The following is a 20315-nucleotide window of genomic DNA, read 5'->3' on the forward strand; positions in this document are numbered from 1 at the left end:
CCCCGCTTCGGCAGCCCCTCCGCCCTCCCGCCTCAGTCCGGCCGCCCGTGCGGGCGCAGCAGATTGTCCGCCCAGCGCGGTGCGATGTGGGGGAAAGCGAGCGCCGGCTTGCGGCCGAGGAGCATCGCCAGGACGCGCGGCGGCGTCAGCGGCAGTTCCTCGACGCGCTGGCCGGTGGCGTTCGCCACGGCGCAGGCGATCGTCGCCCCGACATTGAGGATTGGCACCTCCCCTGCCCCCTTGGTGCCGAGCGGCCCCATCGAGGGCGCGCCCTCGTAGAGATCGATCGCGACCCTCACCACGTCCTCGGCGAGCGGCAGGCGGTAGGTCTCGAAGCCCGACTGGCAGATCCGGCCGCCGGCATCGATCGAGGCCTCCTCGTGCAGGGCGTAGCCGAGGCCCTGCACCACGCCGCCCTGGATCTGGCCATGGATGGCGCTCGGATTCAGCGCCCGGCCGACATCCTGGACGACCCGGTAGGCCAGCACCTCGACATGGCCGGTCTCGGGATCGACGGCGACGTCGACGTCGTGCACGGCGAAGACCGGAATATCGAGCGCCTCGATGAAATGCCCGGCGGCGCAACCGGCCATGGCCGGCGTGCCGCGCCCGGTGAAGGCGCCGGTGCCGGCGACGGGTCCATACTTGGCCTGCGCCCGCGCCGCGACCTCGGCGATCGGGTAGCCGAACCCGTTCTCCCCGGCGATCTCGATGCGGCCGTCCGCCATCACGAGATCCTCCGGGTCGGCCTCCAGCATCTCGCCCGCCACTTTCAGAAGCTTCTCCCGCACCTCTCCCGCCGCCGAAAGGCTGGCGGCGCCGAGCGAGACCGTCGTGCGGCCGCCGCCGACGCCGACGTCGAAGCCGGCGGCATCGGTATCGGCGGTGCGCACGATCACCTGGTCGGGCCGAAGGCCCAGCGCGCCGGCGACGATCTGCGGCAACGCCTGCATCATCGAGCCCGAGCCGATCTCGACGCCGGAGGTGACCAGCGTCGCGCTGCCGTCGGCATTCATGTTGACGGTAGCGGCGGACGGGCCGGTGAAGACGAACCAGGTGCCGACGGTCGTCGCATGGCCGTGGAGACGCCCGTCGTCCGGCACCGCGACCGGAGTGTCGCCACGCAGAACCTGCATCCGCTCCAGCATCGGGCGCAGCACCTCGGCCTCGAAGACCTGACCGGTGGCGCCGAGGTCGCCGTCGCCCAAAACGTTGCGGCGGCGGAATTCCAGCGGGTCCATGCCGATCGCGGCCGAGATCTCGTCCGTGTGCCGCTCCAGCGCAAACGTGTTGTAGACGCCGTTGCAGGCGCGGAAGGCGCCGTTCGGCGGCGAATGCGTGTAGACGGCGCGCGAAACGAGCCGGGCCGCGCCGAGCCGATAATTTCCGCCGAGCGTATGGGCGGTCATGGTGGTGAGAAAAATCTGCTCGCCGCCATAAGCGCCGCAGTCCATCAGCACCACCGCCTCCCGCCCGGCGATCTCGCCGTCCGCCGTCACCGCCGAGCGGATGAGGATGTCGGCGTTCTCGCGAAACAGGCAGGTCAGCATCTCCTCCTGCCGCGTGTTGACGAGGCGCACCGGCCGCCGCGCCTTGCGGGCAAGGAGAGCAGCGAAGGGCTCCATCGCCCAGTCGAACTTCAGGCCGAAGGCACCGCCGACGGCGGGAACGGTCACCCGCACGTCCGAGGCCGGAACGCCGAGGAGCCGCGCCGTGGTGTTGCGGACCGTCCAGGGCACCTGGGTCGACGTCTCGATGTGGAAGCGCCCGTCCTCGAAGCTCGCGAGCACCGCCCGCGGCTCAAAGGAGACATGGTTCTGCCGCCCGACGCGAAACGCGCTCTCGACCACGGTGACGTCGTCGCGCGCGAAGGCTGCATCGACGTCACCGCGCACCGAGCTCGCCTCCCAGGCGATATTGCCGCCATGCGCGCCGCCCTCGAAAAGCACGTCGTAGTCCGCCCAGTCCGGGTGGACGAGCGGCGCGCCCGGGGCCAGCGCCGCTTCCATGTCGACGACGGCGGGGAGCGGCGCGATCTTGACCGTGATCGCCGCCATCGCAGCCTCGGCCTCGGCCAGCGTCTCGGCGGCAATGGCGGCGAGCGGTTCGCCGTCGTAGCGCACCAGGACTCGTGCAAACAGCGGGTGGTCGGCGATGCCGATGCCCGCCTGTCCCGGCGCATCCGCAGCCGTGACGATCGCCCGGACGCCCGGCATCGCCCCGGCCTTCGCGGTATCGAGGCTGAGGATGCGGCCGGAGGGAACCGCGGCGCGCAGCACGACGGCGTGCAGCATGCCGGCGCTCTTGCGGTCGATGGTGTAGCGCGTGAGGCCCATCAGCTTGTCCCGGGCATCGCGCCGGCGGAAATCCATGACGGTGGCGTCGGGCGAGGCGTCCATCGCGTGCTCCTTATCGACCGGCGGCGACGGACAGGGCGGCATCGACGATGCGCTCATAGCCCGTGCAGCGACAGATGTTGCCGGCGAGTGCCGCGCGCACCGCCGCGCGGCTCGGCTGCTCGGTCCGTGCGAGAAAATCCGTCAGCGCAACGACCATGCCGGGAAAGCACATGCCGCACTGGACCGCGTCGTGCGCCGCAAAGGCGGCCTGCAGCGGCGAGGGAACGCCGCCGGCGGACAGGCCCTCGACGGTGACGATGGTCGTTCCCTCGGCGAGCCCGGCGGGCGTCAGGCAGGAGAGGGTCGGCGCGCCGTCGACAAGCACCAGGCAGGCGCCGCAGAAACCCTCGCGGCAGACGGGCTTGGCGCCGGTGAGGTGGAACTCGTCGCGCAGCACGTCGACGAGCGGCACCATCGCCGCGGCGGTGGAAATGCGCTTCTCGCCGTTGATCGTCATCTTGATCGGCATGCGAACTCCTCCGGTCAGGCGGCGGCGGTGGAAAGCGACGCGGCGGCGCGCCGCACCAGCGCCGGCAGGACGCTGACGCGGTACCAGCCGGGCGCCTCGACGCCGTCGCGGCCGGTGAAGTCAGCACCGTGCGTCTCGGCGAGCCGCGCCAGGGTGCCCGGGTCGAGCGCCTGGCCGACCAGCGCGGTCTCGAGCGAGGTCCAGCGGCGGGCGACCGTTTCGACCGAGCCGACGGCGACGCGGGCGATCGTGATCCGCCCCGCCGCATCGAGCGTGATGGCGAGGCTCACAATGGCGACGGGATAGTCGCCGGCCTTGCGCAGCGGCAGGCGGGCATGCGCCGAGCGCACCCCGGAGCGCTTCAGGAGGATCTTGGTCAGCAGCCGCCCCGGGCCGAGATCGGCGCGACGGCTGAGGAAGGCCTCGATCCCCATCCGCTCCTCGCCGCCGCGGCCGGCGATCTCCACCACGGCGTCCAGCGCCAGCAGCGCGGGGACGAGGTCGGCCGCGGCAAAGTCATGCGCCGAAAGATTGCCGCCGACCGTCGCCATGCCGCGCACCGCCGGGTTGGCGGTTGAGCCGGCAGCCGTCGCCAGCGCTTCGAGGCCGGGCACGCCGGCAAGAGCCTGCGCCAGCGCCGCGTGGGTGGCGCCGGCGCCGATCGCGACGCTCGTGTCGCCGACCGCGATCGTCTTCAGCGCCGATATCTCCGACAGGGCGACATAGGCGGGCTTGAACGCCGCGCTGCGCAAGGGCGCGCGCATGATCCAGGTGCCGCCCGCCAGCGGCGCGCCGTCAGGTCCACGCTCGGCCAGCGCGTCGACGGCGGCGGCGAGCGTCGGGGCGCGGTAGATCTCGGGCGTCATGGCGGCAACCTCCGGTCTGTCTGGCGCGGCCTCCGGGATGTCCGCCGCGCCTTGCGGGTGGTTCAGGCTCTTCAGCGCGTCTTCAGGCGGGCCCGGTCGAGGACGACGCCGACGATGACGATGGCGCCGAGCACGACCATCTGCACGTAGCCGTCGATGCGCGTCAGGTTCATGCCGTTGGACAGGACGGTGATGAACAGCGCGCCGAGCACCGCCGTGCCGACGCCGCCGCGCCCGCCGGCCAGGCTGGTACCGCCGACGACGGCCGCGGCGATCGCCTGCAGCGACAGCGAGCCGCCGAGATTGGGCTCGCCCGAACCGGTGCGGGCCGTCAGCATCAGGGCGCCCAGCGCGGCGAGCGAGGAGCAGAGGACATAGGCGGAGACGAGGACGCGCTTTACCGGGATGCCGGCCACCGCCGCCGCGCGCGGATTGGTGCCGACGATGTAGAGCGATCGGCCGAATACCGTGCGTGTCAGGGTGAAATGCAGGATCAGGCCGGCGACGACGGCGATGACGATCGCCGCCGGGACGCCGAAAACCTCGCCGCGGTAGAGCAGCGTCGAGAACAGGTCCGGCATGCCCTGCACGGGCTTGCCGGCCGACAGCGTCGTCGCGATGCCGATGGCGATGTTGTAGCTGCCGAGCGTGGCGACGAAGGGGCTGACGCCGAGCAGCGCGATCACCACGCCGTTGAACAGGCCCGTGGCGGCACCGAGGCCAATGCCCGCGACGAGGCCGATGAGCAGCACGGTGACGGGATCACTGCCACCGCCGACGGCCGCCGTCATCGCCACCGCCGCGCCGACGCTGACCATCGACACGGCGGGGCCGAGCGAAAGGTCGAAGCCGCGGGTGATGATCACCACCGCCTGCGCCATGGCGAAGAGCGCGATGTAGCTCGTCTGCTGGGCGATGTTGAGAAGGTTGGCGGCGGAGAGGACGCGGCTGTCGGCCAAAGCGAAAGCGAGGAACAGGACGACGAGGGCGATCGGCAGGGCCCATTGCCAGAGCTGTTCGCGGACGGAGGCGTCGGCGCCGGTTTCGGCGAGCGCCACGGGGGGAGCCAGATCAGACACGCGCCTTCCTCCTACGGCTGAGTTCCTCGGCCGCCACCGCCGCCACCATGATGACGCCGAGGAAGACCGGCTGCAGCCGCGAGTCGATCTGCAGAAGGTTGAGGGCATTGCTCAGTATGGTCAGGAACAGCGCGCTGACCGTGACGATCTCGATCCGGCCGATGCCGCCGCGCAGGCTGACGCCACCGATCACCGCTGCCGCGATAGACTGCAGCATCATCCGGTCGCCGCCGAAACTCGCCTGGCCGGAGCCGACCTGGGCGGTGAGAAGGATGCCGGTCGCCGCCGCCAGCACGCCGGACAGGACATAGGTGCCGACGAGGTGGCGGTTGACCGACACGCCGGAAATCGTCGCCGCCTCGGCATTGCCGCCGATGGCGAAGACGTAGCGCCCGAACAGCGTCCGCCGCTGCACGAAGATCATCACCAGCACGACCGCGATGGCGACGTAGATCGCCGTCGGCAGGCCGAGGAACTGGGCGCGGCCGAATTGCTTCACGAAGCTTTCCGGCATGCCGTAGACCGGGATGCCGCTGGTGATCATCAGGCCGACGCCGGCCGCCGCCGACATGGTGCCGAGCGTCACCACGAAGCCGGAAACCTTCAGCTTGGCGACGCAGATGCCGTTCACCAGCCCGACCGCTAGGCCCGAGCCGAGGCCGGCGAGCACGCCGCAGGCGATGATCGCCGCGTCGTTGCCGGGAAAGACGAGCGCGGCCATGCCCATCACCTTGGCGGTGACGACGCTCGCCAGCGCGATCACCGCGCCGACCGAGAGGTCGAAGCCGCCGGCGATGATGACGATCGCCTGGCCGCAGGCGACGATGGTGAGCAGGGACGCGTTGCGCAGGATGTTGATGATGTTGATCGGGCCGTAGAACTGCGGCGAGACGAGCGACATCCCGATGACGACGGCGATGAGGAGGACGGGCAGGAAGCCGAGCCGGATCGGAAAACCGGATCGCGCCGGGGCGCCCGGGTGGCGGGTGGCGTCGGCGGCGCTCATGCGGCGGCCTCGGCCAGATGGTCCTTGAAGAAGCTCGACAAGACGTTCTGCTCGGTCTTGGCCTCCCCCTCAAGCTCGGCGGCGATACGGCCGTGATGCATGACATAGAGGCGGTTCGACAAGGCCAGCACCTCCGGGAGTTCGGACGAGACGACGATCACCGCTGCGCCCGCCTCGACCAGCCGCTTCATGAATTCGTAGACCTCGACCTTGGCGCCGACGTCGATGCCGACGCTCGGCTCGTCGAACAGGAAGATCGTGAGGTCGCGCGTCAGCGCCCTTCCCAGCATCACCTTCTGCCGGTTGCCGCCGGACAGGTTGCCGACGGCCCGCTCGATGTTGGGCGGGCGGAGATTCAGCTGTTCCATGATCGGGTTGATCAACAGTCTCTCGGCGCCCTGGCGCAGCACGCCGAAGGTGACGAAGCGCTTGAGGTCGAGCGCCGTCATCGAGGCGTTCTCGCGGATCGGTCGCGACAGCGCGAGCCCTTCGGCGACGCGGTTGGCCGGGAAATAGGCGACGCCCTGGCGCAGGCTGGCGCGCGGCTCGGCTGCCTCGTAGGGCAGGCCATTCAGGCGGACGGTGCCGCCGGTCACCTTTTCGAGCCCGTAGATGGCGCGCACCAGTTCCGACTTGCCGCAACCGACCAGCCCGGCGATCCCGGTGATCTCGCCGGCGCGGGCGTAGAAATTCACATCCGAGACGATCCCGCCGGCGACCGAGAGGTTCTCGACATCCACGGCCACCTTGCCGGGCGCGTGAGGGATCGTCGGAAAGAGCACGTCGATCTTGCGGCCGGTCATCAGCTCGACCAGTTCCCCGTCGGTGACGGTGGCGGCGTCCAACGTGCGGATATGGCGGCCGTCGCGCAGCACGGTGACGCGGTCGGCCAGCGCCCGGATCTCGCGCATGCGATGCGAGACGTAGATGATGCCGACCCCTTGTGCCTTCAGCTTGGCGATCAGCTCGAACAGCCGGCCGGTCTCGCGCTCGGTCAGCGAGGCGGTGGGCTCGTCGAGGATCAGAAGGCGGGCTTTGCCGAGCAGGGCCTTGGCGATTTCGGCCATCTGCTGGTGCGCCCGCGACAGGTCGTCGACGCGGGCGGCGGGATCGAGGTCGAAGCCGAGCTCGTCGATCAGCGCCCGCGCCCGCTTGCGCATGTCGCCGGCGCGCAGCACGCTGCCGGTGGAGAGTTCTCGGCCGAGGAAGAGGTTCTGCTCGACGGTCATGGTCGGCACCAGCGAGAATTCCTGGAAGACCGGGCTGATGCCGATGGCGCGGGCGCGCTGCGGCGTCAGGTGGCGGATCTCCTCGTCGCCGAAGCGGAACGTGCCGCCATCGGGCGGGAAGGTGCCGGCGATGACGTTGATCAGCGTCGACTTTCCCGCCCCGTTCTCGCCGAAGAGGACATGGAGCTCGCCGGCACGCACGTCGAGATCGACCCGGTCGAGGGCGAGGACGCCCGTGAACCGCTTCGAGATGCCCGCCAGGTGGAGCAGCGGCTCCGTCTCCTGGCGGGGCGTTCCGACTTCGCCGGTCTGCCCCATGTCGTCTCCTTCGCTTGTGGTTGCGTCGGGGCCTACTTGGCCTTGACGGTATAGACCGGCGTCCAGTCGCCGGGTGCCAGGATCAGGTCCATCTTCAGGTTCGGCACCGTGGTCTTGTCGACCACCGCCGCGACCGGCTGGACGAGGCTCATCACCGGCTTCTTCTCGAGCAGCCGCACCGCCTGATCGATGGCGATGGCGCCCTCGCCGACCGGATATTGCGTGGCGAAAGCCAGGATGTCACCGCGGTTCAGCGCGTCGAGCATGGCCTGGTTCTCGTAGGACGACATGATCTTGATATCGGTGCGGCCGGCTTCCGCCACGGCGCCGATCGCCGCTTCCGCCGTCGGGGCCGAACCCCAGATCACGTTCATGTCCGGATGCGCCTGCAGCGCGTCCTGGATGAGCTGCAGCTGCACGGCGACGCCGCTGTCGCCGAACTTCTCGTCGAGGATGGTGACGTCCGGATTCTTGGAGACGGCCGTCTTGAAGCCCTCGTTGAAGGATTCCGCCCAGCCCGAGCCGGCCGGGCCGGGAAAGGTCACGACATTGGCCTTCTCGCCGGCCGGCAGCTGCGCCAAAAGGCCCTCGCCCGTCACCGCGCCCATGGCGACGAAGTCGACGGCGTTGGCGGCCGGCGTCGCATTGGCCGGGATCGGGTTGGTGACGCCGACGACCGGAATGTTCTTGGCCGCCGCTTCCTTGAACTTCTGTTCGAGGCCGGCGCCGGAGATCGCGCCGACGATGATGGCGTCCGATCCGCTGGCGAGGCAGTCGTCGAACTGCGACAGCTGCTTGGGCAGGTTCTCGTAACCGCCGGCCTCGTAGAGCGTCATGTTGACGTTCATCGCCTCGGCCTGCTTGACGACGCCATAGGCGACCGCGACCCAGAAGCTGTCCTTCATGTGCGGGAAAAGGACGCAGAGATTGTACGGCTTCTCCGCCTTTTCCAGCGGCGTGTACTCGGCGTCGACGGGCGTGCCCGAGGACGAGTCGTAGATCTTCATCGGCCACCAGGCAGCGTCGGCGGCAAGGCTCGGCGACACGGCGCCGGCGACGAGGCCGAGGCAGGTGGCGGCGCCGAGGCTGTGGCGGAGGCGAGAGCGAAGAGACATGGCTTCAATCCTTCTTGCTTGAGGGGGAAAGCGGACGAGGGCCCCGTCCGACGGCACTGCTTCGCGCTGCCTAGACGGCAGCCCAGTTGGCGACGGATCGCCGCTCGAAGGTCTCGCGGAACTGCCGCGTGGATTCAGGCAGGAGCTCGCCCGTCCCCCAGTCGAGGATCACCGCGTGCTGGCGGATCGCATCGAGGGCATCGATCTCGCCGCTGCGGAACTTTGCCGCGACGCCTTCCGGATCGGTGCGGGCCCAGTCGACGCGTTTTCGGCGGACCTCGGCGCGCAGGGTCTCGGTCGCCGCGGCGTCGAGCGCATAATCGCAGAGCTCGGCGTCGATGGCGCGGATGACGACGCCATAATCCTTGGCGGCGCGCTCGACCGAGACGTAGTCGTCGATCACGTCTTCGAGGACATGCGAGGGGTCGCGGTCGAGCGGATCGCCAAAACCGCCGCCGCCGGCCGTCGGCCGGGAGAACACGTCGCCCTCGCCGATCCTGACGTCGGAGAAGATGGTGCCGAGCCTTTCGGTGTGATCGGCGCCGGCCCGCTTCAGCGTCAGGCCGTGCGGGCTGGAGGGCAGCCCGCCCTCGATCCCCCAGACGATCGCGCATTCGCGGTCGCAGATGTAGGAGATCACCGTGTCCTCGGCGGCCAGCATCAGCGAGGTCTTGCGCACGCCGACGCCGCCGCGCCATTTGCCGGGGCCGGCCGAGTCCTGCAGGATCTCGCATTCGGTGGTGAGGATCGGGTTGGCCCGCTCCTGCCCCTCTACCGGCTGCGCCATCATGCCGGTGCCGAAGCAGGCGGTGGTGACGTTGGCGCCGTCCTTGCCGTTGCGCCCACCCCAGCCGCCAGGCAGCCAGTCGTAGAACATGAAGATCGGCTTGTCGTCGGAGCGTGCATCGCGGCCGCCGGTCAGGAGATATTCGAGGTTGAAGGCGCAGGCGAGCGCCCGCTCCGGCATCAGCTGCGACCACATCTCGTAGATCGAGTTCATGATCTTCTCGAACGGCATCAGGAAACCGGTCACCGCCACCGGCCATTTCGCGTCGACGATCGAGCCTTCCGGCGCGATGATCTCGAAGGCGCGGTAGAAGCCGGAATTCAGCGGCAGGTCGGGGAAGAAGGTCTTCATGCCCGCGGCGACGGCCGAGAAGGTGGTGCCGAAGGCGGAGTTGTAGATCGTGCCGATCACCGGATGGCTGCCGGTGAAATCGTAGATCGCCTTGTCGCCCTTGATCGTCATCTTGATGCGGATCGGGATCATGCCCTCGCCGCCCGACGGGTCGCGGTCGATGAAGTCGACCGTCTCCCACTCGCCGTCCGGCAGCGCCTGGATGCGCTGGCGCACGGCGCGCTCGACATAGTCCTGCACCTCGGAAAGGCCGGTCTCGACCGTGTTGCGGCCATACTTGCCGACGAGGCGCAGGATCTCGCGCTCGCAGACGGCCGTCGCCTCGGCCTGGGACTGGATGTCGCCGATGATCGAGGCGGGATCGCGGGTGTTGGAGGCGATGAGGTTGGCGACGTCCTTGCGGAAGACGCCCTTGTCGAAGAGGCGCACCGGCGTGATGCGCAGGCCCTCGCGGAACATGTCCTTGGCCGAGACGTCGAAGGAGCCGGGCACGCTGCCGCCGACATCCGACCAGTGGCCGTTCGACTGGGAAAAGGCGATGATCTTGCCTTCCGAGAAGATCGGCCGGACGAGGCGCACGTCGGAGAAATGCGTGCCGCCGGCATAGGGATCGTTGATGGCGAAGACGTCGCCCTCGTGCATGTCGCCCTCGAAGGCGCGCATCACGTCCTTGCAGGTGAAGTGCAGCGTGCCGACGTGGACGGCGATGTCCTGGTTGCCCTGGGCGGCGCATTCGCCGTTGGCGTCGTGCAGGCCGCTGGAGAAGTCGTGGTTGTAGATCACGAAGGAATAGCAGGTCCGCAGGATCTGCTCGCCCATCTGGTCGACGCTGGTGATGAAGGAATTCTTCAGGACCTCGAAGGTCACGGGATCGAGAGTCTGTTCGCTCGCCATCGCTGTCAGCCCTTCACGCGGATGAGGATGTTCAGATATTGGTCGACCTCGGCGGTGGCGCCGGGCGGAACGACCACGGTGCTGTCGACCTGTTCGACGATCGCGGGTCCCGGAAAGACGAAGCCGCAGCGCAGGTCGTCGCGCTGGTAGACCGGGGTGTCGTGCGACTGGTTGTCGAACCAGACGGCGCGTCGCGAGACCGGATCGGGGCTGACGCCCGTCGGCGCGTGCACCGCGAGCTCCGCCTTCGGCACCACGCCGATCGCCTTGACGTTGACGCGGAAGAAGCTGACCGGCGCGTCGTCACGGCGGAAATTGTATTCGCGATGGTGCTCGCGGTGGAAGTCGGCGACGAGGCCGGCGATCGAGGTGATCGGGCTCGGCGTCGACACGGCGAGCGAGCGCCACTGGCCGCGATACATCATGTCGATGGTGCGCTGCAGCACGATGTCGCCCTCGGCCACGCCCTCGTGGATCAGCCGGTCCAGCGCCTCGCGCTCGATGCGGGCGAACTGCGCCTCGATGGCGACCGGGTCCGCGGCCTCGGCATCGACCATGCAGTTCTCGGAAAAGTCGTGCTGCATGTCGACGAGCAGGCAGCCGAGCGCCGAGGTGACGCCGGGGTTCGGCGGCACGATCACCACCGGGATCGCCAGCTCGCGGGCGACGTCGACGCCGTGCAGGGCTCCGGCCCCGCCGAAGGCGACGAGGGCGAAATCGCGCGGGTCGTAGCCGCGGCTGATCGAGATCAGCCGCACCGCGTCGGACATGTTGGCATTGGCGACGCGCAGGATGGCGTCGGCGGCGTCCTCGGCGGAGAGGTCGAAGGGTTTCGCCACGCCCTCCTCCACCGCGGTGCGCGCCAGGACCGGGTCGAGCGTGACCTTACCGCCGGCCAGACTCGTGCCGAGACGGCCGAGCGTGACATTGGCGTCGGTGTTGGTCGGCTGCGGGTTGCCGTTGCCGTAGCAGGCGGGACCGGGAAAGGCGCCGGCCGATTGCGGGCCGTTGCGCAGCGAGCCGGCATCGTCCGTCCAGGCCAGCGAGCCGCCGCCGGCGCCGATGGTCAGCACCTCGATCGAGGAGAAACGGATGGGGTAGCCGAACTCGATGTACCAGTCCTTGGTCACCCGTGACTGGCCCTCATAGGCGAGCGAGACGTCGGTCGACGTACCGCCCATGTCGAGGCCGATCGAGTTGGGATAGCCGCAGAGGCCCGCAATGTGGCGGCTGGCGATGGCGCCGGCGGCGATGCCCGAGCCCGCGAGCCGCGCGGCGAAATCCTTGACGCTCGCCGGCGTCATCACGCCGCCGCCGGTGTGGAGCAGCAGGAGGTCGCGGCTGTAGCCCTCGGCGGCGAGACGGTCGCCGAGCCGCGTGGTGTAGCTGACGACCACCGGGCTCAGGGCGGCGTTGACGACGGTGGTCGAGAAGCGCTCGTGCTCGAAAATCTCGGGCAGCACCTGCGAGGAGATCGAGACCGGCACGTCCGGCATCGCTTCCAGCAGGATTTCGCGCATGCGGCGCTCGTTCTCGCCGTTGAGATAGGCGTTCATGAAGCAGACGGCGATCGCCGCGACGCCGCGCTTCTTCAGGATGCGGGCGACGTCGCGCGCCTTGTCCTCGTCGAGCGCCTCGACGACCCGGCCCGCGCTGTCGATGCGTTCGGGCACGGTCAGCCGGTCGCGGCGCGGGATGTAGGGTTTGACGACGTCCTTGTAGACGTCCCAGAGGTCTTCCTTGTTGGCGCGGCGGATCTCGATCACGTCGCGAAAGCCTTCCGTCGACACCATGGCGGTGCGCGGCAGGCGGCGGGTGATCAGCGCATTCGTCGCCACCGTGGTGCCGTGCGAAAACAGCGCGACCTTGGAGAGGTCGATGCCGGCCTTGGCGACGCCGCCCATGATCCCGTCGATCGGATCGGGCGTGGAGGAGGTCTTCTCGATCCGGATGAGACCGGTGTCCTCGTCCATGATGCAGATGTCGGTGAAAGTGCCGCCGACATCGACGGCTACGCGGAGATTCTGCATGGCTGAGCGTTTTTCCCTTTCCGGTGGTCCGGAGCGCGGGGTCCGCCACCGACCTCGGCACGGCGGACATTCCGTCCGGTGCCTGGCGGCGGCGGGCCGATGCCCGCGCTGTCGGGATGGATTAAACGGGCTTTTCCGCCACTTCTCTTGATCCTCAGCGCATCAATCTTTGTTCGAGACTGCAAACTGGCACAAATTTTGGGCCGCGGCGCGATCTGCCCGTTTCCCGACCATGCACTGCAACATGGGGGCGGCACCGTCTTGTGCAGTGCGCGCCCGACGTCCCGTTCAGGTGCGGGCGAGGCTCGCCGCACGCGCGGCGGCGCGGACCTCGCTCGGCGTGCAGCCGAAGCGCGCGCGGTAGCTGCGGCTGAACTGCGCCTGATCGCCGAATCCCCAGTCATAGGCGATTTCGGCGATCGCCTTGCGGCAATGCGGGTCCTTCAGCGCCGCGTCGCACATCAGGAGTCGCCGGTTGCGGACATGCGCCGAGACCGTCGTGCCCTCCGCCTCGAACAGCTGGTGGAGATAGCGCAGCGAAATGCCGCAGTCGTCGGCGATGGTCTGGGGCGCCAGATGCGGATCGTGCAGACGCGTGCCGATGAAGTGCTCGGCCCGGTGCAGATGGGCGTTGCGCACCGAGGACGAGCGGCCGGCCAAAACCCTCTGGTCGGCCTCGATCGCCATGGCCAGGAGGTCGACGAGATGGCGCCCCATCTGCGCGCGCTCCGCCTCCTCCATCTCGTCGAGCCGCGGCGCCGTCAGGCGCAGCATGTCGACGAACAGCGCCCCGACGGAGCGGCTGGCGTCGAACTGCAGCGTCGCCAGGCGCTCCGGCCGGGCGATGCGGGCGCGCAGCACGTCGCTCGGGATCTTCAGCACCCAGAGCGCGGCGCGCTCGCGGTGGCTGAACTCATAGGGCAGATGGCTGCGCTCGATCAGGAACTGGCCGGGACGACACAGCACCTCCTGGCCATCCTGGGCGAAGCGGATTTCCGCCACCTCCGGCACGGTGATCAGAAAGCTCTCCTCCCGCTCGTTCAGGAGGTGGCGTTCGTGGCGCCGGTAGAGCAGGCCGTCGCAGCGGTTGCGCGAGACCGCGATCGAGCCGAGCGTCCAGGCGTCGAGCGTGCCGTCGAACTCGTCGACCGACTGGAAGCGCAGGTCGAGCGGGAAATAGGTCTGCGAGACGGCCTCCTGCCAAAACGCCTTGCTGCCGCCCTTGGGACTGCTGCCGGTCGAGAAGGTGGCTCGCATCATCCGCAACTCCTATCCCCGTGAACGGCCCTGCGGGCGGGACACCCTCAGGCGACCTTTTTATACGAGGGTCGGGCCCTCGCCTCCCTCCGCGCGACGCATCAGCCAAACGCTTCCCACGGCTTGGGTCAACCAAACCACGGGCGCAGGGCCGAGTGGACGGCGCGCGCCAGTTGATCGGCCCCCGGCGTATCGGAATGGATGCAGACCGTGTCGGCGCGCATCGGCAGGTCGCCGCCCTCGATATTGGTCGCCAGGCCCTCGTTCATCACCCGGACGGCCCGGCGCGCCGCTTCCGCCGCGTCCTTGGCCTCGTGCTCGCGGGTGATGATCAGCCGCCCCTCGGCGTCATAGTCGAGGTCGGCATAGTACTCGGCGACGAAGGGAATGGCGCGCCGGGTGTAGACCGTTTCCTGCAGCGTGCCGGCCATGCCGAGCAGCGGCACGCCAAAAATCTCCGCGGCATCGGCGATGGCCTCCGCCACGTCCTCGTGGCGGGTGGCGGCGCCGTAGAGCGCGCCATGCGGCTTGATGTGGTTCAGCTTCATGCCGGCCTCATCGAGAAAGGCCTTCAGCGCGCCGACCTGGTAGACGATGCAGGCCGAGAGCTCGTCCCGGCCCATCTTCATCTCGCGCCGGCCGAAACCCTGCAGGTCGGGGAAGGACGGATGCGCCCCGACGGCGACGCCGTGCTCGCCGGCGAGCTTCACCGTGGCGCGCATGATCGACGGGTCGGAGGCATGGAAGCCGCAGGCGACGTTGGCGATGTGGATATGCGGCATGATGCCGGCATCGTCGCCGCAGCGATAGAGGCTGAACCCCTCGCCCATGTCGCAGTTGATGGTGACCATGCCGCACTCCCTTCGCCGGTCGCGGCCTCGCTGGGCCGACCCGCTGTTCGGACCAAACGTGGATAACGGCGGGGTCTCCCGTCAAATCGTATTAAACGGACGGCGACATCTGAAAAACCGATGGCTTGCGAGCCGGTCCTGCGCCCTCGCCCGCGGCACCCGCGCGACCGGCGCCGACGCCCGTGACGGCAAAGCGCAGGAAGTTGCGGAAGGCCTCGGTGGCGCTGCCGAGCTCCGCCTCCCGACTCCAGGCGAGGCCGACATCCATGCTCGGCACCTCGTCCTCGATGATGCGGGTCTCGATGCGCTGGCCCTCCAGCGACCACGGCCGGTAGATCAGCTCCGACAGCACGGTGATCCCCATTCCGCCGGCCACCATCGAGCGCACGGCCTCTACCGAGGAGGTGCGGAAGATGGTGCGCGGCTCGAGATCGGCGGCGCTCCAATAGCGCATCGCCGTGTGCTTGGCCTCGTCGACCGTCAGCATCACATACGGATGCTGCGCGATGTCGGCGAGCCGCACGCGCTCGGCCGAGGTCAGGGGATGGCCGGGCGCGAGCCAGAGGCGGCGCGGCGACCGCGTGAGAATTTCGCTGGCGATCCGGGCCTCGTCGCGCAGATTGGAGACCAGCAGCACCGCAATGTCGAGCACGCCGTCGGCGAGCGCCTGCTCCAGCACGTCGCGCGGCGCCTCGAACAGCTCGATGGTGACGCCCGGAAAATTCGCCTGGAAGCGCATCTGGTGGCGCGGCAGGAAATAGCCGGCGACGGTGTAGGTGACGCCGACGCGGACCTTGCCGGTGATGGCGTCGCCCGAGACATGCGGACTGTGCACCGCCTCGGCGACCGCCGCCAGGATGTGCCGCCCCTGCGACAGGAAGCGGCTGCCTTCCAGCGTGACGGTGACGCCGGACGGCGTGCGCTCGAGCAGACGGGTGCCGAGCAGCGCCTCCAGCTGCTGGATGGCGGCGGTGACCGCCGACTGCGAAACGTTCAGCGCCACCGCCGCCTGCCCGATCCGCCCGGCTTCCGCGGCGGCGACAAAATAGCGGATCTGCTTGAGCGAAACGGACATGGCGCGTCTCCGAGGCAAGGGTCTGACCCCAACCATATCGGATTTTCCGATGGCCCCAATTTTAAATTGCGATTTTACCGCCTGCCCGAGTTTTGCAAGTCTCTCAGAAATTCCGACGCAATCAGGATCTGGCCAGCATGACCGTCAAGACCATCCAGGCCCCGCTTCCGGGCACCTTCTACCGCTCGGCCTCGCCCGGCGAGCCCGTGTTCAAGGCCGAGGGCGACGCCGTCGCGGTCGGCGACACGATCGGGCTGATCGAGGTGATGAAGTCCTTCACCCCGGTCGTGGCCGAGGAGGCCGGGACGCTCACGGCCTTCCATGTCGACAATGAAGACGCGGTGATGGCCGGCCAGCCGCTCTACGACCTCGACGCCTGATGGCGATCTCCAAGGTCTTCGTCGCCAATCGCGGCGAGATCGCCGTCCGCATCATCCGCGCCGCCCGCGAGCTCGGCCTTGCTACCGTCCAGGCGGTGAGCGCGGCGGACGGGGCGATGCTGGCGGCGCGGCTCGCCGACGAGACCATGCCGGTCGGCCCGGCGCATGCGACGAAATCCTATCTGAACAAGGCCGTGATGGTGCAGGCCGCGATCGACAGCGGCTGCGACGCAGTGCATCCCGGCTACGGCTTCCTGTCGGAGAATGCCGAGTTTGCCGAGATGGTCGAGGCCGCCGGCCTCGTCTTCATCGGCCCGCGGCCGGAGACCATCCGCAAGATGGGCGACAAGGCCCGCGCCCGGCAGGAGGCGATGGAGGCCGGCGTGCCGACGGTGCCGGGCAGCGACGGCGTGGTCGAGAGCGTCGAGGCGGCGGTCCTTGCCGCCCGCGACATCGGCTATCCTCTCATGATCAAGGCCTCGGCCGGCGGTGGCGGGCGCGGCATCCGCGTCGCCCGCGACGAGACCGAGCTGGCCGTGCTGATCCCGCAGGCGAGCGGCGAGGCGAAGGCCGCCTTCGGCGACGGCGGCCTCTATCTCGAGCGCTTCATCGCCAAAGCGCGGCATGTCGAGGTGCAGATCCTCGGCGACGGCACAAACGCCATCCACCTGTTCGAGCGCGAATGCTCGCTGCAGCGCCGCCGCCAGAAGGTCTGGGAGGAGGCGCCCGCCGCGTGCCTGCGCCCCGACCAGCGCGAGGCGCTGTGCACCTCGGCCGTGCGCCTTGCCGAACGGGTGGGCTATCGCGGTGCCGGAACGCTCGAATATCTCTTCGACGAGACCACCGGCGAGTTCTTCTTCATCGAAATGAACACCCGCATCCAGGTCGAGCATCCCGTCACCGAGATGATCACCGGCATCGATCTCGTGCGCTGGATGATCCGCATCGCGGGTGGCGAGGCGCTGACGATCCGGCAGGAGGACGTCGAGTTGCGGGGCCATGCCGTGGAGGCGCGTATCTGCGCCGAGGATCCGGCGCTGGATTTCCGCCCGGCCCCCGGCACCGTCACGGCGCTGGAAATTCCCGGCGGCATGGGCGTGCGCTTCGATACGATGCTCTATGCCGGCTACGCTGTGCCGCCCTTCTACGATTCCCTCCTCGGCAAGCTCGTCGTCCATGACGAGACGCGCGATGCCGCCATCACCCGCATGGCGCGGGCCCTCGGCGAACTGACGGTCGAGGGCCTGCCGACCACGACGCCGCTGCATCTGGCGCTGGCGGCCGACCCGGACGTGCGGGCCGGGAATTTCCACACCCGCTGGCTGGAGGAGTGGCTCACCGCCCATCCTCTCGGCTCCCCGACACCCTCCGAAGCGGAAACCAGCCGATGACGACACGCTATTCCTACGGCGGCGACGAGCACATCTTCGTCGAGGTGGACGAGGAAATGTCGCTCGAGGCCTTCTTCAAGAGCCTCTCGATGACCAATGCCGTGCGCGACAGCGGCATTGCCGGCATCACCGAGATCTGCCCGGCCAACGCCTCGTTCCAGATCAAGTTCGATCCCGACGTGATCGCGCCGGACGCGCTGATGGAGAAGCTCAAGGGCTTCGAGGCGGCGGCGGAGAGCTCGGACAAGACGATCGAGACGCGGATCATCGAGATCCCCGTCCTCTACAACGATCCCTGGACGCACGAGACCCTGATGCGCTTTCGCGAGCGACACCAGGACCCGGACTCGACCGACCTCGAATACGGCGCGCGGATCAACGGCTATGACAGCGTCGAGGCCTTCATATCAGCCCATGCCGGCGCGCCCTGGTTCGTCTCCATGGTCGGCTTCGTCGCCGGCCTGCCCTTCATCTACCAGCTGGTCGAGCGCGCAAAGCAGATCGAGGTGCCAAAGTACCTGCGTCCCCGCACCGACACGCCCAAGCTCACGGTTGGCCATGGCGGCTGCTTCGGCTGCATCTATTCGGTGCGCGGTGCTGGCGGTTACCAGATGTTCGGGGTGACGCCGATGCCGATCTACGATCCGAAAGGCGAGATCAGCTATCTCAGGGAACTGATGATCTTTCGCCCCGGCGACATCATCAAGTTCAAGCCGATCGACCGCGCCGCCTACGACGCGGCCGTGGAAGCCGTAGAGGCCGGTCGCTTCGAGCCGAGGATCGTCCCCGTCAGCTTCTCCCTCGACGCCTTCACCGCCGATCCCGAAGGCACCAACGCCAAGCTTCTGGAGGCCCTCGATGGCTGAGGTTCGCCTGTTCGACGTCGTCAAGCCGGGCCTGGCCACCACGGTGCAGGACCTCGGCCGCCCCGGCTACTACCATCTCGGCCTGCCGATCTCCGGCGCGATGGACCGTTTTGCGCTGATCGCCGCCAACCGGCTGGTCGGCAACGAAGACGGCGCCGCCGGGCTGGAGGCGGTGTTCCTCGGCCCGGAGCTGCGCTTTTCCTGCGACGCGCTCGTCTCCGTCACAGGCGCCGACATGCCGCCGAAGGTCGACGGCGTCGAGCAGCCCGGCTGGACGGCGTTCAAGGTCGCGGCGGGCCAGGTTCTGTCCTTCGGCTTCCTCAAGAGCGGCGCGCGCGCGACCATCGCCATCGCCGGCGGCATCGACGTGCCGGCGGTGCTGGGATCACGCTCGACCTATGCGCTCGGCACGCTCGGCGGCTTCGAGGGCCGCGCCTTGAAGGCGGGCGACCAGGTGAAGATCGGCGAATCGACGGGACAGGGTCGCGAAGGCACGAGCGTTGCCGCCGACATCCGCCGCCCGGTCAGCGCCACCGGCACCAGTGTGCGCGTCCTGCCCGGCCTCTACTGGCACCGCCTCACCGAGGGGGCGCAGGCGACCTTCTTCGAGGACAGCTGGAAGGTTGCGCCCGAGGCCGACCGCATCGGCTATCGTTTTCGCGGCGGGCAGAAGCTCGACTTCGTGCCGCGCGAGCAGCCTTTCGGGGCGGGCTCGGATCCCTCCAACATCGTCGACAGCTGCTATCCCTACGGCTCCATCCAGGTGCCGGGCGGCACCGAGCCGATCATCCTCCACCGCGACGCCGTCTCCGGCGGCGGCTATTTCATGCTGGGCACGGTGATCTCGGCCGACATGGACCTGATCGGCCAGCTGCAGCCGCACCAGAGCGTGCGCTTCGAGAAGGTCACGATGGAACAGGCGCTGGCCGCCCGACGGGCCGAGAAGGAACGGCTCGGCCGTCTCGGCGCGGCGCTGGCAACCTGAGCGGGAGGCAAGCGCGCCATGGCCGGGGTGACGATCAACTGCGACATGGGCGAGGGTTTCGGCCTCTACGGTTTCGGCGACGACGAGACGGTGATGCCCTACGTCACCCATGCCAACATCGCCTGCGGCTTCCACGCGGGCGATCCCGCCGTGATGCGGGCGACGGTCCGGGCCGCGAAGCGCCAGGGCATCGCCATCGGCGCGCATCCCGGCCTGCCCGACCGCCAGGGTTTCGGCCGGCGCGCGATGACCCTTTCGCGCGAGGAGGTTTCCGCCCTCGTCCTCTACCAGACCGGCGCGCTGAAGGGCTTTGCCGCGGCGGAAGGCGTTCTGCTGTCGCACATCAAGCCGCATGGCGCGCTGTTCGGCATGGCGCAGCGCGAGGAGCCGGTGGCCGAGGGCATCGCCGATGCCGCTGAGACGCTCGGCCTGCCGGTCATCGCTTTTTCCGACTGCGCGATGTCCGAGGTGTTCACGCGGCGCGGCATCGCCTTTTCCTGCGAGTTCTACGCCGACCTCGACTATGACGACGAGGGCCGGCAGATCATCAGCCGCGCGCATGCGGCGGTGGCGCCCGAGGAAGCGGCGGCCAAGGTCCGGCGGGTCGTCACCGAAGGCCTCACCGCCTCGGTCAACGGCCGCGACGTCGCCGTCAGCGCCCAGTCGATCTGCGTCCACAGCGACACGCCCGGCGCCCTCGGCGTCGCCCGTGCCGTGCACGAAGCGCTTCGCGACTTCCTCTGACCGGCGGCGCTCGACGGCACCGCGCCGCGTCGGGAGCCGGTTCAGACGGGCGCTCATCCTGCGCGCCTTCCATCTGTGCGCACGGCTCCAGACCCAGATTTTAGTCAAATAAGACGACAATACAATTATACGCTAATATTAGCATATTACTTTAGACGACCGTGAGAAGATTGCTCCATCCCCTGTACTGAGGGCGCCCCCGGGCGTCGGCGTGCACAGAGCC

Annotated in this window: 17 protein-coding genes; 5 read left to right on the top strand and 12 right to left on the bottom strand. The window is 68.8% G+C overall.

Going from position 1 to position 20315, the window contains the following annotated elements; all coding sequences use genetic code 11:
• Nucleotides 1-32: 32 nt before the first annotated feature.
• The 12 genes from IEX88_RS17775 to IEX88_RS17830 all read right to left on the bottom strand — a co-directional run bounded on the left by IEX88_RS17775 (nucleotide 33) and on the right by IEX88_RS17830 (nucleotide 15726).
• Entirely contained in the window at nucleotides 33-2399 is a 2367-nt protein-coding gene (locus IEX88_RS17775; protein WP_188853242.1) for a xanthine dehydrogenase family protein molybdopterin-binding subunit, read from the bottom strand.
• Between the two features lie 10 nt (nucleotides 2400-2409).
• The gene (locus IEX88_RS17780; RefSeq protein ID WP_188853244.1) at nucleotides 2410-2868 is read right to left on the bottom strand and encodes a (2Fe-2S)-binding protein; all 459 of its coding nucleotides are present in this window, start codon (nucleotides 2866-2868) and stop codon (nucleotides 2410-2412) included.
• 14 nt (nucleotides 2869-2882) lie between these two features.
• Entirely contained in the window at nucleotides 2883-3734 is an 852-nt protein-coding gene (locus IEX88_RS17785) for an FAD binding domain-containing protein (RefSeq protein WP_188853247.1), read from the bottom strand.
• A 71-nt stretch (nucleotides 3735-3805) separates the two neighbouring features.
• Nucleotides 3806-4813, bottom strand: coding sequence for an ABC transporter permease (locus IEX88_RS17790; RefSeq protein ID WP_244640303.1), 1008 nt, complete (start codon nucleotides 4811-4813; stop codon nucleotides 3806-3808).
• The gene (locus IEX88_RS17795) at nucleotides 4806-5819 is read right to left on the bottom strand and encodes an ABC transporter permease (protein WP_188853251.1); all 1014 of its coding nucleotides are present in this window, start codon (nucleotides 5817-5819) and stop codon (nucleotides 4806-4808) included. Before IEX88_RS17795 ends, IEX88_RS17790 begins: the two co-directional genes overlap by 8 nt.
• Nucleotides 5816-7366 carry a sugar ABC transporter ATP-binding protein gene (locus IEX88_RS17800; RefSeq protein ID WP_188853253.1) on the bottom strand — a complete coding sequence of 517 codons (1551 nt, stop codon included), beginning with the start codon at nucleotides 7364-7366 and terminating at the stop codon, nucleotides 5816-5818. The genes IEX88_RS17795 and IEX88_RS17800 overlap by 4 nt, the downstream gene beginning before the upstream one ends.
• Before the next feature lie 32 nt (nucleotides 7367-7398).
• Nucleotides 7399-8481 carry a TMAO reductase system periplasmic protein TorT gene (gene torT / locus IEX88_RS17805; protein ID WP_188853255.1) on the bottom strand — a complete coding sequence of 361 codons (1083 nt, stop codon included), beginning with the start codon at nucleotides 8479-8481 and terminating at the stop codon, nucleotides 7399-7401.
• 70 nt (nucleotides 8482-8551) lie between these two features.
• Nucleotides 8552-10513 carry a hydantoinase B/oxoprolinase family protein gene (locus IEX88_RS17810; RefSeq protein WP_188853257.1) on the bottom strand — a complete coding sequence of 654 codons (1962 nt, stop codon included), beginning with the start codon at nucleotides 10511-10513 and terminating at the stop codon, nucleotides 8552-8554.
• Nucleotides 10514-10518: 5 nt separating this feature from the next.
• On the bottom strand, nucleotides 10519-12543 hold the full coding sequence (locus tag IEX88_RS17815; protein ID WP_188853259.1) for a hydantoinase/oxoprolinase family protein: 2025 nt from the start codon (nucleotides 12541-12543) through the stop codon (nucleotides 10519-10521).
• Nucleotides 12544-12831: 288 nt separating this feature from the next.
• Nucleotides 12832-13803 (bottom strand): AraC-like ligand-binding domain-containing protein, encoded by a 972-nt coding sequence (locus IEX88_RS17820; protein WP_244640305.1) that lies wholly within the window; start codon nucleotides 13801-13803, stop codon nucleotides 12832-12834.
• A 125-nt stretch (nucleotides 13804-13928) separates the two neighbouring features.
• On the bottom strand, nucleotides 13929-14651 hold the full coding sequence (gene pxpA / locus IEX88_RS17825; protein WP_188853261.1) for a 5-oxoprolinase subunit PxpA: 723 nt from the start codon (nucleotides 14649-14651) through the stop codon (nucleotides 13929-13931).
• Nucleotides 14652-14742: 91 nt separating this feature from the next.
• Complete coding sequence (locus tag IEX88_RS17830) at nucleotides 14743-15726, bottom strand: LysR family transcriptional regulator (RefSeq protein WP_188853263.1); 984 nt, start codon at nucleotides 15724-15726, stop codon at nucleotides 14743-14745.
• A gap of 137 nt (nucleotides 15727-15863) precedes the next feature.
• Between IEX88_RS17830 and IEX88_RS17835 the strand changes: the two genes are divergently transcribed.
• Genes IEX88_RS17835 through pxpA (IEX88_RS17855) form a run of 5 tightly spaced genes read left to right on the top strand, consistent with a single transcriptional unit; the run spans nucleotide 15864 to nucleotide 20092 of the window.
• A complete protein-coding gene (locus tag IEX88_RS17835) occupies nucleotides 15864-16106 on the top strand; it encodes an acetyl-CoA carboxylase (RefSeq protein WP_188853265.1) in 243 nt (80 codons plus the stop codon).
• Complete coding sequence (locus IEX88_RS17840) at nucleotides 16106-17497, top strand: acetyl-CoA carboxylase biotin carboxylase subunit (RefSeq protein WP_188853267.1); 1392 nt, start codon at nucleotides 16106-16108, stop codon at nucleotides 17495-17497. The genes IEX88_RS17835 and IEX88_RS17840 overlap by 1 nt, the downstream gene beginning before the upstream one ends.
• On the top strand, nucleotides 17494-18363 hold the full coding sequence (locus IEX88_RS17845) for a 5-oxoprolinase subunit B family protein (protein WP_188853269.1): 870 nt from the start codon (nucleotides 17494-17496) through the stop codon (nucleotides 18361-18363). The genes IEX88_RS17840 and IEX88_RS17845 overlap by 4 nt, the downstream gene beginning before the upstream one ends.
• Nucleotides 18356-19348, top strand: a complete 993-nt coding sequence (locus IEX88_RS17850; protein WP_188853271.1) for a 5-oxoprolinase subunit C family protein — start codon at nucleotides 18356-18358, stop codon at nucleotides 19346-19348. The genes IEX88_RS17845 and IEX88_RS17850 overlap by 8 nt, the downstream gene beginning before the upstream one ends.
• An 18-nt stretch (nucleotides 19349-19366) precedes the next feature.
• Complete coding sequence (gene pxpA / locus IEX88_RS17855) at nucleotides 19367-20092, top strand: 5-oxoprolinase subunit PxpA (RefSeq protein WP_188853273.1); 726 nt, start codon at nucleotides 19367-19369, stop codon at nucleotides 20090-20092.
• Nucleotides 20093-20315: the final 223 nt, after the last annotated feature.

This window comes from Aureimonas glaciei (assembly GCF_014643375.1).
Classification (GTDB): Bacteria; Pseudomonadota; Alphaproteobacteria; order Rhizobiales; family Rhizobiaceae; genus Plantimonas; species Plantimonas glaciei.

Excerpts from the sequence above, each read along its gene's own strand:
- IEX88_RS17775 (WP_188853242.1), bottom strand. The coding sequence starts at position 2,399 with ATGGACGCCTCGCCCGACGCCACCGTCATGGATTTCCGCCGGCGCGAT.
- IEX88_RS17780 (WP_188853244.1), bottom strand. The coding sequence starts at position 2,868 with ATGCCGATCAAGATGACGATCAACGGCGAGAAGCGCATTTCCACCGCC.
- IEX88_RS17785 (WP_188853247.1), bottom strand. The coding sequence starts at position 3,734 with ATGACGCCCGAGATCTACCGCGCCCCGACGCTCGCCGCCGCCGTCGAC.
- IEX88_RS17795 (WP_188853251.1), bottom strand. The coding sequence starts at position 5,819 with ATGAGCGCCGCCGACGCCACCCGCCACCCGGGCGCCCCGGCGCGATCC.
- IEX88_RS17800 (WP_188853253.1), bottom strand. The coding sequence starts at position 7,366 with ATGGGGCAGACCGGCGAAGTCGGAACGCCCCGCCAGGAGACGGAGCCG.
- torT (WP_188853255.1), bottom strand. The coding sequence starts at position 8,481 with ATGTCTCTTCGCTCTCGCCTCCGCCACAGCCTCGGCGCCGCCACCTGC.
- IEX88_RS17810 (WP_188853257.1), bottom strand. The coding sequence starts at position 10,513 with ATGGCGAGCGAACAGACTCTCGATCCCGTGACCTTCGAGGTCCTGAAG.
- IEX88_RS17815 (WP_188853259.1), bottom strand. The coding sequence starts at position 12,543 with ATGCAGAATCTCCGCGTAGCCGTCGATGTCGGCGGCACTTTCACCGAC.
- IEX88_RS17820 (WP_244640305.1), bottom strand. The coding sequence starts at position 13,803 with ATGATGCGAGCCACCTTCTCGACCGGCAGCAGTCCCAAGGGCGGCAGC.
- pxpA (WP_188853261.1), bottom strand. The coding sequence starts at position 14,651 with ATGGTCACCATCAACTGCGACATGGGCGAGGGGTTCAGCCTCTATCGC.
- IEX88_RS17830 (WP_188853263.1), bottom strand. The coding sequence starts at position 15,726 with ATGTCCGTTTCGCTCAAGCAGATCCGCTATTTTGTCGCCGCCGCGGAA.
- IEX88_RS17835 (WP_188853265.1), top strand. The coding sequence starts at position 15,864 with ATGACCGTCAAGACCATCCAGGCCCCGCTTCCGGGCACCTTCTACCGC.
- IEX88_RS17840 (WP_188853267.1), top strand. The coding sequence starts at position 16,106 with ATGGCGATCTCCAAGGTCTTCGTCGCCAATCGCGGCGAGATCGCCGTC.
- IEX88_RS17845 (WP_188853269.1), top strand. The coding sequence starts at position 17,494 with ATGACGACACGCTATTCCTACGGCGGCGACGAGCACATCTTCGTCGAG.
- IEX88_RS17850 (WP_188853271.1), top strand. The coding sequence starts at position 18,356 with ATGGCTGAGGTTCGCCTGTTCGACGTCGTCAAGCCGGGCCTGGCCACC.
- pxpA (WP_188853273.1), top strand. The coding sequence starts at position 19,367 with ATGGCCGGGGTGACGATCAACTGCGACATGGGCGAGGGTTTCGGCCTC.